The organism is Niastella koreensis GR20-10 (assembly GCF_000246855.1).
GTDB classification, from domain to species: Bacteria; Bacteroidota; Bacteroidia; order Chitinophagales; family Chitinophagaceae; genus Niastella; species Niastella koreensis.
In genome coordinates this window covers 8,742,083-8,755,356 of record NC_016609.1, presented here as the reverse complement: position 1 = coordinate 8,755,356, position 13,274 = coordinate 8,742,083, and the positions used below count along the sequence as shown (strand labels likewise).

The 13,274-nt window shown below is 45.0% G+C and carries 9 protein-coding genes; 1 reads left to right on the top strand and 8 read right to left on the bottom strand.

The window, feature by feature from the left end:
* Positions 1–58 precede the first annotated feature (58 nt).
* From NIAKO_RS35210 to NIAKO_RS38890, 5 genes are all read right to left on the bottom strand, one after another.
* Positions 59–2,623, bottom strand: coding sequence for a hypothetical protein (locus NIAKO_RS35210; RefSeq protein ID WP_014223283.1), 2,565 nt, complete (start codon positions 2,621–2,623; stop codon positions 59–61).
* A gap of 211 nt (positions 2,624–2,834) precedes the next feature.
* Positions 2,835–4,268, bottom strand: a complete 1,434-nt coding sequence (locus tag NIAKO_RS35205) for a TolC family protein (protein ID WP_014223282.1) — start codon at positions 4,266–4,268, stop codon at positions 2,835–2,837.
* Positions 4,255–7,428 (bottom strand): efflux RND transporter permease subunit, encoded by a 3,174-nt coding sequence (locus NIAKO_RS35200; protein ID WP_014223281.1) that lies wholly within the window; start codon positions 7,426–7,428, stop codon positions 4,255–4,257. The genes NIAKO_RS35205 and NIAKO_RS35200 overlap by 14 nt, the downstream gene beginning before the upstream one ends.
* A gap of 24 nt (positions 7,429–7,452) precedes the next feature.
* Positions 7,453–8,535 carry an efflux RND transporter periplasmic adaptor subunit gene (locus NIAKO_RS35195; protein WP_014223280.1) on the bottom strand — a complete coding sequence of 361 codons (1,083 nt, stop codon included), beginning with the start codon at positions 8,533–8,535 and terminating at the stop codon, positions 7,453–7,455.
* Between the two features lie 162 nt (positions 8,536–8,697).
* Positions 8,698–9,093: a hypothetical protein gene (locus NIAKO_RS38890; protein WP_133055245.1), complete on the bottom strand. Its 396-nt coding sequence runs from the start codon at positions 9,091–9,093 to the stop codon at positions 8,698–8,700.
* 241 nt (positions 9,094–9,334) lie between these two features.
* On the opposite strand from NIAKO_RS38890, the gene NIAKO_RS35190 reads away from it, so the two are divergent.
* Positions 9,335–9,787, top strand: coding sequence for a lipocalin-like domain-containing protein (locus tag NIAKO_RS35190; RefSeq protein ID WP_014223278.1), 453 nt, complete (start codon positions 9,335–9,337; stop codon positions 9,785–9,787).
* Positions 9,788–9,871: 84 nt separating this feature from the next.
* Here NIAKO_RS35190 and NIAKO_RS35185 read toward each other — a convergent pair whose 3' ends face one another.
* The 3 genes from NIAKO_RS35185 to NIAKO_RS35175 all read right to left on the bottom strand — a co-directional run bounded on the left by NIAKO_RS35185 (position 9,872) and on the right by NIAKO_RS35175 (position 13,222).
* Positions 9,872–10,171: a glycoside hydrolase family 95-like protein gene (locus tag NIAKO_RS35185; RefSeq protein ID WP_394365454.1), complete on the bottom strand. Its 300-nt coding sequence runs from the start codon at positions 10,169–10,171 to the stop codon at positions 9,872–9,874.
* Positions 10,172–10,551: 380 nt separating this feature from the next.
* Positions 10,552–11,829, bottom strand: coding sequence for an alginate lyase family protein (locus tag NIAKO_RS35180; RefSeq protein WP_014223277.1), 1,278 nt, complete (start codon positions 11,827–11,829; stop codon positions 10,552–10,554).
* Positions 11,830–11,875: 46 nt separating this feature from the next.
* A complete protein-coding gene (locus NIAKO_RS35175; RefSeq protein WP_014223276.1) occupies positions 11,876–13,222 on the bottom strand; it encodes a LamG-like jellyroll fold domain-containing protein in 1,347 nt (448 codons plus the stop codon).
* Positions 13,223–13,274 lie beyond the last annotated feature (52 nt).

Here is a 13,274-nt window from a genome sequence, read left to right as displayed (position 1 = left end):
CATATTTTTAGTACTGGTACCCAAAATTCCATGCCATAGGTTAATAAAATAAAGAAATTTAATAATTCAGAAACGCTTTCCTGATCTTGTTCCGGCCAACGGTATCTTCCGGCATCTTTAGCTCCTGGTGTACCGGGTATTTCATATATGGCTCATTGGTAGGTGCAGATACGCTGTTCACTCTTTTTACCTGTTCCAGCAATTGATTTACTTCTACATTCCGGTGGGCCGGTGAAGCGCACATTTGCATGCGATTGATGATGGTCTTTGACAACCAGCGCGCCAATGGAAAATTCAAAATTGTATCTTTTGTTCCATTGCTGTTTACCACTATATCGTTGATGAGGTCTTTCAGGATCTCTGATTCCAATCGCTTTTTGTGCTTATCGGTTACACCAGCCAAATTAGCGTTGACCAGGTTCTTTGGATATAATCTTATAGGCAGGAACACGGCATTTTCGTCTACCGCGCCTACATACCTTGCCTTTTCTTCAAAATAAGAAGCGCTGCCCTCAAACGGCTGACTGAACAAGGCATGCAGCGGTTGCATTAAAACCGGTTCGCTTTCCATCTTCTTATACAGCTCCTTTTCGCCTGAACCGTTTTTCAGGTACAGAATATAGATCCTGTATTTCCCATTTGGCGGATCTTTGTCGAGTTTTATTTTTAACTGCTGGTAAATATCCAGGGTTGATTTCAATCCGGAGTTTTCATGATAGCCGCCATCTACAAAACTGCCCAGGCCAGTCACATATGCGGGTGCACTAAACAGGGGAAACAACTCACTTGTATTACAGGCCTGTCCCAACGAAATGGGCATTTTTATTCCTTTACAACGCCGCACCCCATTATCATCACAAATGGAATCTTCATACAAATAACCGGCTACGTCGATGGCTTCGTTAAAATAGGTTTCACCCAGTTTAATGGAAGAAAAAATGCCACGGCGACCATCGTTACTTCTACAGGTATTTATCAGCACAATGGGCGTGTGCTTCCGGTATTGCAGTCCGTTGCCGTTCTTCTCATAAAAGAAATACATAAAATCCTTTTTCAGCGTCATACTGCTGTCGTCAATGTCGCAGTCATCCCAATCTTTATAGCCTTTTACTTTCAATACAGCTCTTGCCGTAGATTTAGCTTCTTCATTTTGCAGGGTGCTATTGCGATCTTTTTTCCAACTGCCCGGCACCAGTGATTTATACAGATCGGTAAGCAACAAACCCCGGATAGAACTGCCCACATAATTATTCGCATAAATAGTGGCGGGCAGGTCAAGCCAGCTGCTGTCGATATTGGTGGCGTCGCGCGTATTGTCCCAAAAGGTGAACACCGTGCCCAGTCCTACCGAACTGCCCGAAACGGTTGACATGGAAAAAATATGTTTGCGGAAAGCGCCCTTGGTGTCATAATCAAAATTAATGAGGTTTTGGCTGAGCCAAAGGCCGGCCCGGGAACCACCCCCTTCCCCGCTTACCAGGATGATGGGATACGGCTCCCCGCTCTGGTTGGCTTCAATGTCTTTTTTCAACGCATCATACCTGGCAGAAAAATCATCGCGCTGGCTGTTCACAAACAAAGTTCCATTGTCATTGGGGTCCATGGTATAATGACTGGTATTCAAATGCCAGTGAAAGACACCCATTATGATCACCAGTCCCATTCCTGCCAACGCAGCGGTCAACTGTCTTCTTTTTGATACATTGATGATGTACAAAAAGAGATCGATGGCAAACACATACACCGAGAACATGTACAACATCAACGACTCCGGTGCAAAACTTAACCGGAATGGCAGGTAATAGATCAACAACACAACAATGGAATGAACCAACAGACAGGAAAAATAGATGATGCTGTTAAGCTTGTATTTGGTAATCAACGATTCACCAGGCACCACACCCGAGGAATGTACACGAAGGATCCGGTTATCGGCCCGGTGGTAGACCAGATATACAAATACCGACAATACATACAGATTTATAGCCAGCAACACTTTTGCCTGCGTGTACTCTTTATGAAAGATAGAAAAGAACCAGAAGGCGATCCCTGTCCACATGGTTCCCACGAACACCATAATCTGGTTACGGATGCGTTGGTTGATGATCCATTTATTATAATAAAACAGCAGCACCAGTTCGAGAACGCTCGCGCCCACAAACAGGAGGCCATGTCCATTGAATAATACGGCCGCCAGCAGCCAGAAGGGCACCAGGGGCAAGACGCGGTGCATAAAGAACAGGTGATCGTGCAGGGGGTAATTGGGTCGTGATTCTTTACGGGTTCTTAACTCCCGTTCATGAAACATAAATGCAGGAATGATCCACATACTTACAGAAAGACTCAAGGCAGCCAGCGTGGTGAACACAATGCGCGTTTTGCCATAAATACCATCCGGTTCAAAGAGGCTTACAATCAGGTCGCGCCCCTGCGACATTTTCGCCAACACCATCCAGAAGGCAAATAAAAAGAACAGTTCAATACAGGCATCTTTTATGGTTCGCCAAATAAGTACCGGAAGTATTTTAAGCAACTTTAGAAAGAAATTATCCGTGAGCTTAAAATTGTATTGTTTGCATACAAGATCTACATAAGCGGAAAAATCATTGTTGGGATATACCATGGTTAATGATTTACGATCAATAAATGGTAAGTTGCCGGCAGGATACGTGAGGGGAAGATCGCGCGTGTTTGGTTACTGCAATTTATGCTTTTGCCATGGTATAACGGAGCGTGGAAGTACTTATTTATGACCGGTATTAGTACCAAAAGAGAGAGCCCTCCCGATGTATCGGGAGGGCTCTCTATATCAATGTTTCATCAATAATCTACTGTTAATTCCAACCGCCACCGAGTGCCTGGTAAATATTCACCATGGCTTTCATTTGCTGCACCCTGGTTTCAACCAGTTCAAACTTCGACTCGAGGGCATCGCGTTGGGTTAACAACACTTCCATGTAATCGGCGCGTGCGTTTTTAAACAGGTCGTTAGAAATATCGATAGACTGGGTCAGCGCTATTACCTGCTGTGCCTTCAGGTCATAGCTTTTTGCCAGGTTACCGATCTTCGCTACCTGGTTGGCCACCTCGGCATACGCGTTTACGATGGTACGCTCGTAATTGTAAACAGCTTGTACCTGACGTGCATTGGCGTTGATGTACTCTGCTTTTATCGCAGCCTTGTTTACCAACGGCGCTACCAGTTCGCCTGCGAGTGAATACAACATCGACTCGGGCGTTCTGAACAAATAAGTAGGACTAAACGCATTCCAACCCACTCCCGCAGAGATCCCCACTGATGGATAGAACTTTGCTTTGGCCACCTGGATATCCAGCTTGGCGGCAGACAGTTCCAGCTCGGCCTGTTTTATATCGGGGCGGTTGCTCAACAGTTGTGAAGGTATACCGGTTTGAATGGTGGCCGGCAAGGCTGCATTCAAAGAATTGTCGTCTCTGACAATATGCTGCGGGAAACGGCCCAGCAAAAAGTTGATGCGGTTCTCGGTTTCCGTGATCTGCTGCTGAATGCCATATTGCAGACTTTTGGTATTGAGCACTTCTGCCTCAAACTTACGCACTGCCAGCTCAGTTACCCGGGCTGCTTCTTTTTGTTGCTTTACAATTTCCAGCGCGTTTGTTTGAATGGCAATATTGCTATCAATGATCTTCAGTTGATTATCAAACGCCAATAATTCATAATAAGAATTGGCAATCTCGGCGATCAATGAAGTAACCACAAAGTTCCGGCCTTCTATAGATGCAAGATATCTTTCAACGGCTGCCTTTTTTGCATTGTGCAGTTTATGCCAGATGTCTGCTTCCCAGGTAGCGTAGGCGCCAATTAAAAAGTCGGGCAGCGGATCGGGCATTTCCTTACCGGGTTTTATTTCGGTAGTAGCATCACCAGCACCCTGGCTGGTATAGCGGCCTACTTTTTCAACCCCTGCTCCGCCTCTTATTCCAACGAAGGGAAGGTACTCCCCTTTTCTGGCGGCTATTTCGTTTTGCGAAATGGTTATCTCCTGTAACGTGATATTCAATTCCTGGTTGTTCTTCAACGCCGTGTCGATAAGCGAAGCCAGGTTGGGATCGGTGAAATAGCTTTTCCATTTCACCGTGGCCATGTTAACGGTATCCTGGGAATTGGTAAAACCCGAAGGCACCGATTTGTTTTCTGTTTTAGTTGCTACAACAGGTATTTTACAGGCGGCATAGGTAAGGCAAACACACCCGATACCCAGTAGTTTTAATAGGTTACTTTTCAACATGATGATCGATTTCTTCTGTTAATGGATTTTCGTCTTCGCCTTTAATAAGCTTGCGTCCGGCAGCCATTTTGGCGAACAGGTAATACAACCCGGGGATCACTATTACCCCACCCAGCGTACCGATCAACATACCACCCAGTGCAGATGAACCGATGGTACGGTTACCGATAGCGCCCGGGCCGGTAGCAACTACCAGCGGTATTAACCCGGCAATAAAGGCGAGCGAGGTCATTACGATAGGACGGAAACGCGTTTTGGCTCCTTCCATCGCCGCACGGAATACGGTCATACCTGCCCGGTGTTTCTGCGCTGCAAATTCCACAATCAACACCGCGTTCTTACCCAACAAACCTACCAGCATGATCAAACCTACCTGGGCGTAAATGTCGTTTGCCAGTCCTGCAAACTTGATCAGCAGGAATGAACCAAACACCCCTGCCGGCAACGACAGGATCACCGACAACGGCAGAATAAAGCTTTCATATTGTGCAGCCAAAATCAGGTATACGAATAGCAATACAATGCCGAAAATGATCACCGCTTCATTACCACGGGCAGATTCGTCTTTTGACAAACCTTCCCAGTCGATACCATAACCACGGGGCAATGTTTTATCTGCTACTTCCTGGATGATTTTGATGGCCTCACCACTACTAATGCCTGCTGCGGGTTCCCCGCGAATGGCTGAGGAGTTGTACATGTTGTACCGGGTGATCTCATTGAGACCATGTGATTTTTTAATTGACATGAATGCTGAATAAGGCACCATCTCATCCCGGTTGTTCTTTACATATAATTTCAACAGATCGTCTGGCAGGGCGCGGTATTCAGGTGATGCCTGAACATATACCTTTAAAAAGTTACCAAAGCGGATGAAACCTAACTCATAGGTACTACCTATCAGGATAGACAGGTTGTCCATGGCTTTTCCGATGGATACGCCTTTTTGCATGGCGGCCTTGTTATCGATCTCCAGTTCATATTGCGGATAGTTGGCACTGAAGAAGGTGAATAAACCGGTGAGCTCTTTGCGTTTTCTGAGCGCAGCCATAAAATCATCGTTCACCTTTTCCATGTCGGTATAGTTGTCGCTATTGGTTTTATCAAGCAAACGCAGGGCAAAACCGCCCGCTGCACCATAACCAGGAACGGCTGGTGGCCCGAAGAACTCGATTGTAGCGCCAGGGATCTCATGACATTTTTCTTCCAGTTCCTTGATGATCTCCGTTACGTTATGTTTACGCTCGGCCCAGTCTTTCAATGAGATGATACAGGTACCGGCATTGGAACCACGGCCTTCGGTCAACACCTCATAACCCGCCAGCGCCGATACAGATTGAACGCCATCTACGTGTTCGGCGATCTCCTGTACGCGTTTTGCCAGATCATTCGTTCTTTCGAGGGTAGAACCGGGCGGCGTTTGAATGATGGCATAGATCATACCCTGGTCTTCACTGGGAATGAAACCGGATGGCAGTGTTTTACCAATACCAAAAATGCCAAAACAGAGCGCCCCTAATAATACAAAGGTTATCAACCGCCGGCTCACAATCCTTTCCATAAAACTACTATAGCGGCCGGTCAGTTTTTCAAACCCACGGTTAAAGACGCCAATGAACCAGTTGATCGGTGTTTTTCTTTTTGGTTTGCCATGTGTGTTCTTTAATAACATGGCGCACAATACGGGGGTTAACGTTAACGCGACTACACCCGAGAGTACGATGGCCGTTGCCATGGTAATGGCAAACTGCCGGTAGAAGATCCCTACGGGACCCGACATAAACGCCACAGGGATGAACACCGCCGCCATTACAAACGTGATGGCGATGATGGCCCCGCTGATCTCATGCAACACCTGTTTGGTGGCATTATAGGGCGACATATGCGTTTCTTCCATTTTCGCGTGTACCGCTTCAATTACCACAATTGCGTTATCCACCACAATACCAATCGCCAACACCAACGCGAACAGGGTAATCAGGTTGATGTTCAACCCAAACAACTGCATAAAGAAGAACGACCCGATCAGCGATACCGGTACTGCCAGCGTGGGAATCAACGTTGAACGCCAGTCGCCAAGGAATATAAACACCACAATGGCCACCAGCACGAAGGCCTCACCCAATGTGTGTAATACTTTTTCAATAGAAGCATCGAGGAAGTTCGATACGTCATAGTCGATCTCATAATCCATTCCCGGAGGGAAGGATTCTTTTTTCAGTTCTGTTAACTTGGCTTTGATGGCCTTAATTACATCCTGCGCGTTACTACCGTATGTCTGTTTCAATACCACGGCCGCAGAGGGGTGACCGTTCAGGTTTGAATAAATGTCATAGAACTCACTACCCAATTCAACATCTGCAATGTCTTTCAGGTAAAGCAACTCACCATCAGGTTTTGCGCGGATGATCACATCCTTATATTGCTCAGGCTGGTTATACCGGCCCTGATAGGTCAATACATATTCCAGTGCTTCAGAACGTTTACCATCACTACGCCCCAACCTACCGGGCGAACCGATTACACTTTGTTCACCAAGGGCTTCCATCACTTCGTCGGTTGACACGTTATAGGCACGCATGCGATCAGGTTTCAACCAGATACGCATGGCATACTGACGGCTACCGAGGATCTGCGCACTACCGATACCTTTTACGCGGCTCAGCTCGCGCAGAATGTTTACGTTGGTGAAGTTATAGAGGAAGTTCTCATCTGCATGCTTGTCGGTACTAAACACGTTCACATACATCAACATGTTTGGTTGAAGGATGTTAACGATGATACCTTCGCGTTGTACCAGTACCGGCAACCGGTTTGTTACCTGCTCGATACGGTTTTTTACGTTTACTACAGCCGCGTTCGGATCGGTTCCCAGGTCAAATACCACCTGTACGTTGGCCTCACCGGCGCTGGTAGCATCCGATGTCATGTACTTCATACCAGGCACCCCGTTGATGGCTTTTTCCATAGGGATGAGTACTGATTTTACCAATACATCGGCACTGGCGCCCGGATACGCCACACTCACGATTACGCGTGGTGGCGCAATAGAGGGAAACTGCGAGGTTGGAAGGGTATTGATGGCCAGTATCCCCATAAAGACAATAACCAGGGATAGCACGATCGCGAAGACCGGCCGCTTCATGAATATATTAAACATGTTTTTCTTTTTTGGGTACTTACACTATTCTGATTCCAACTTTAACTGAGACATTACCTTTGAAGGCTCCTCAAAGTCGTAGGTAATTTTATTACCATCCTGTACTTTGCGGATACCTTCAAGCAGGATCTTGTCGCCTTCAGTTACCCCGTCCTGGATGATATACAGATCCGGAATTTCAGCAGCAATAGTGATGGGTGTTAATTTCACCACATTGTCTTTATTTACAACGTACACATATTTTTTATCCATGATCTCCAGCGTAGCTTTCTGCGGAATGATGATGGCATTTTTCATTTGTTGTTTCATGAGAATGCTGCCTGTTTCACCGTGACGCAACAATCCTTCCTGGTTAGGGAAAGTAGCGCGGAAAGCGATGTTACCGGTTTCGTTGTTGAACTCGGCTTCAATGGTTTCTACCACACCGGGGTGTTTGAACACCTCTTTATTGGCCATCAGCAGGCTCACTTTCATTTTTTCTTTTGAATCAGGGGAAGTTTTATAGTTCAAATACTCCGGTTCCGATACGTTGAAGTAAACCCACATTTTTTCGTTATCAGACAGGCTGGTGAGCAATTCGCCTTCATCTACGAGGCTACCAAGCTTTAAGTGCAACTGGTCAATGATACCATCGAAAGGTGCGCGAATGTCTGTAAACTGCAGGTGTACTTTTGCCAGCGCCAGTTCAGCTTTTGCTTTTTTAGCTTTTGCATTGGCTAACGCCAGTTCGTTTGGAGATACGATTTTTCTGTCGGCCAGTGACTGCGTGTTTGCCACTTCAATGTCTGCAGCCTGCGCTTCAGCATCGGCTTTTTCCAGTTCCGCCTGGTAAATATTAGGCATGATCTGGAACAGCAGCTGGCCGGCTTTTACATGCTGGCCTTCGTCTACATAGATTTTTTGCAGGTACCCTTTTTCCTGCGCTTTGATCTCGATGTTACGTATGGACTTGATCTGGCATACGTACTCTTTAGTAACAGTTGTGTCCATTTTAACAGGACTGGTCACCAATAATTTGGTGGGTTCTTCCTTGGTTTCTTCTTTTTGTTTGCAGCTTGTATAGCACACAATGGCACACAAGCCCAGCAGCGTGAGCGTTCTTTTCATAATTTATATGGGGGGTCTTATTCAGAATTGCCTGAAATTCGTTTTTAGAACGGCGCATAACACACCTTATCTCTATAGCCGAATGCTATACAGGCAAGCAATACAATAATTTTTATGAATACGATTGGGTTAGGCAGTCCTATGACTGTAAAGAACTCTGAATCAGATCCTGATCACCCGGAGGATGATGAACTTAAAGGAAGAGGTCAAAGAAAAGTGTTCGCAAAAAGGCAAACTGCTTTTACGGAAAAGAGTTATGTAGTCTGATGCTTCTGTATATAAAAAGGAGATACAGATAGACCCGGCATTCCTTCTGGAAGGACGCAGATCGTCATCATCATCAACTTCTGTAGCCTTTAGTTTATCGTGGGAGCGCTTTCTGTTTATGGGCGCATTGCTGCTTAGTAGCCGGTCATTGTGTTCTTTTGAAAAATTACCCGGTACTGTTGGCTCAAAAGTATTCCCTGGAAAGAAACCTATACGAGGATGAGTCGTATGTGCATTTCCTGCCAATAAGAGAATACATAATAATAGAACAAATTTGAGCAACCCTTTCATGATCTTGGCTACAAATAATAAATGTTGATGGTCAGTTTGATGGCAAGAGTCGTAAAATTAACTGTAAAATGAAAACCAGCAAACAATTCATGGCAAGATTTAATCACTTATGAGGCGCAATAACATTTCATTAATGACAAGCAGGTAGGATCTTTCTAAGATAAGAAAAAACTGCCTTGTTTTTTAATATTTTTCTAATGTTATTTTAATAACTGTTATTTTTAAATAAATAACCATCCTCATGAAATCGATTGCTGTAGTTAATACACTTATTTCGTCGCTTCTTTTTGCATCCTGCGCAACAAAAAAAGCTCCTTTACCTATCGCTGGAACCTGGAAATTATTGTCCGGGTCATTAACTGAGAAAGGTGTTACCACTGTTACTGATTACACCGGTAACAAACAATTCATCAAAATCATTAACGACACACACTTTGCTTTTATGAGCCATGACTTAAATAAAGGCAAAGATTCCGCGGCTGCGCTGTTTTCTGCAGGCGGTGGTAAATACTCGATAAAAGACAGTGTTTACACCGAGCACCTGGAATATTGCAGTGATCGCCAGTGGGAGAACAATGATTTTCAATTTACCGTTACCATAAAGAACGACACCCTGATTCAACAGGGTGTAGAAAAAGTAGAAGGCACAAACATTAATAGATTGAACATTGAAAAGTATGTGCGCTTGAAATAACAAAGCCAGCCTACGCTACAGCTTCGGCGGGCAAAGCTGTATTTATTATACATGGCCTGGTTAATGATTAGTTAAGCGGTTTATTTATTGTGCAAACTCATAACTCGTGCCGGCGGTTGTATTAAAATCATACAGCTTGCCGGCATTTACATTTATACCTTTTAAACCTGCTTTTTCTGAAACAAAAGGCTTTTTAGTATCGGCAATAACAAATAATGGATTGGGATTGCTGCCTGTTGCTGTCTTTAAAGTAACGTTGCCTTTTGACCTTAATTCGCTGGTAACTCTTAACCGGCAGTTGCCGCCCAGTATAGATTGGATCTTCAACCCGGTGATCTGACCATTTTTCCAGCACTTATCAATTACAAAACCACTGCGGGCTATCAGTCCTTTTACGGTTCCCTGTTTCCATTGGTCAGGGATGGCAGGTAATCAATAAATACAGCCATCGTGCAACTGCACCAGCATTTCAGCAATACCCGATGTGCAACCGAAGTTACCATCTAAAGCCTCTATCAACGGGACCTGTTATCCGCCACAGATCGGTATTATGGTACGCAACGAAAAAGCCCCCAAGGTTGCATTTGGGGGCTTTACAGCTATTTTCCCATGTCTCCTGACTTACAACGGGAAGCCATTAAAATGTACCGGATTGGAACGGCGGATATTGGATCTCCGGATACTGGATTTTACGGATACTGGACTTTAGGATATTGGACTTTGGATATTGGATTTTTCCTTTTTGATATTATATCTGATCTGGTTTATCTTGAATACATCAGGGTACCGAAACCAAGCTGGTCGAAACCACCGCTGTTTGGTCCGTAATCACCTCCACCACCTTCGGGGAAAGTAGTGTTAACTCCCAGGAGGGTGTAAGGCGCTGTCATACCTTTCCGTTTTACATAGTGGTTATAAACCACTGCCCAAATGGGGCGAACAGTACCTCTTTCCACATCACTGATCACTGTTTGAGCAATGGTGGTATCACAATCGTGATAATCGTATTGCTTAAATGGTACCGGCAACATGGCCACATTATATTTGGCGGTGTATTCCGAAGCTTTCAGCACGGAGTTGTCATTAAATCCATAAAAGTCATCGCCCTGGCTCCAGGCCATTTCACATATGGTACCCAACATGGCCATTACCAGTGTAGCGTGCCCCTGATCGCGGCCGCTTTCCTGGATCTGTCCCAGCCCTTCATCTTTATGTACATAATAAATGGCCTTGCGCAGATTTCCATTTCCACCACCTCTTTGCAGGTAATTCACGGCTTCATTATACAGGTTACGGTTATCGGTAAGTATGCCGATTGCCATAACGGAAGCAATGTTACCCAGGTCCCAGTTGGCCCAATAGTGATCGATACAGGCGCCATTGTGTTCCTTTAAAAATGAATGGTTCTTTGGATAGAACACGGTCATCATCCACTGTTTATAGGCGGCTTTGTCTTCAGCCTTCCAATTAGGATAATCAAGCAACAGTTCACCTGCTACGGCAAACTGATAGCCATAAAAACCAGCACCCAGGAACACGTTGGGGTCGCCGGTTAATGTATCACAGGTAGCTGCCCAGGCATTCAGAATGGAAACAGCTTTATCGGCAAAGACTGTACTATCTGAGATGCGCCAGTGCAATGCCAGTTGATAGGCAGCCGCTACGTCATTAAAAGCTTTTGAATAGTTATCCGGATCGGGTTCTTCCCGGCTGCCACCACCGCGTATCAGCTTAACGGTGGGACCTTGCATAGGATAGTTTGATTGCGCATGTTTGTTAACTATAAGCTTGTTATAGCCAGATAACCAGGGTTCCTGGGCGCTGGCGAGCATAGCCCTGATGCGCAGGAAATCATCTGCAGTATGCAGGGTGCCGGGATGTTTAAAGGGCGTACCAACAGGCAACGTATCAATATATTTAATAGTTACCAAACCAGTGGTATCAGCCAGGTCATCTGGTTCTTCGCCGCCCTTCTTTGAGCAATCAATCATTGATATACTCAACAACAGAGCGGGAACAAAAAATACACTAAGTCGTTTCATAGATATTATCGGGAATTTGCTGGTTGTTGTTTGTTAATCGGATCTTTTACTTTCTGGAACGATAATATTCCGTAAACACCTGGTCGGTGGTCAGCGCATAATTAAACACCTTGAATTCGTCGATCATGCCACCAAATGCCGGTTCTTTGGTAGTACCATTGGTTGGCGCCCCGATATACACTTTTGAATGGGTGAAAATGGTTTGGTCGGCAGCAGTTGTAAGCGCCACATTCGCCTGCTCAACTCCATCCATAAAAATTCTTTCGATATGATCGGTCTGTGAAAGTACCATTGCCACATGATGCCATTCTTTTTTAGGCAGTGGCGCTTTACCTACTGCATTAAAATAAGTAGGCGGCGTACCAAAAAGGGTATTACCGGAAGCGTCCTTCACATTTTCAAAAGCCAGACGGCCGATCAGATTCTGATAACCGGTACCAAAACCGGTATTCATCCTGGTCATTAAGCACAAGCGGGTACCTCTTGCAGCGCCGGCGTCAAAAATGGGTTCCTGTACCCAGTTGGTGGAGTCATTCATCCAATATATCCAGCAGGCAACTGTAAGCTCTTTTTGTTTGGTTATGTCTTTTGGCAATGACATAAACTGGTTGTTCGTTGTTGCCTGGTTATATGTTCCTTCAAATTTTACAGCCTGCCCTACCTCACCCGCAACATAACTCATATCCTTACCTTCAGGGGCTTTGAATGTATAGGTTGCTGATGCTCCACCCATTTTATCGGTGAGGTTACCTTCAAATTGCAGCCAGTAAATAGGGTCCTGTACCGGGCTCAATGCAGCATATGCAGGCCCCTGAACAGGAAGATTTCTAACAGTTACAATAAGATTTCCTGATTTAAAGCCATCCGGAACTATTGCAGTTATAAGGGAATCTGATAAAGTGGTAATGGTAGCATCCGGACCATTAAAATTCACTTTTATTTGCGCCAGGTCAGTTCCGAAACCGTTTCCGGTGATGATCACGGTATCGCCTGCCAGCAATAAACTGCGGCTCATGTTATCAACTTCCGGCGATTGAATTATGTTGAATGAACCTATTGAATCAACTGTATGTGTCCAAACCTGTAAGCTTACCTTACCTGAAATGCCGGTTTTTGGCACCAGCACTTTAATTATCCCATCTTCACAAGACAATATCGTATCTGCGGCAACGCCATTGAAGAATACCTTTACCGCATTTTTATAATCACCAAATTCAGAGCCAGTGATGGTTACGGTATCAAAACCGGCGTATCCTTCATTAGGGGCCATTCCCTTCGGTTGTGGCGCGGGATACGAATACATTTTGATGTCGGCTTTTTTACAACCGGCATATACAGCTCCTAAAACCAGTATGGTCAGGATGAACCGGATATTTTTAAAATTGATTTTCATATATATGGATTAAACAGTTTACAGTTAAAACAGCAGGCAATAGGCAATCGAC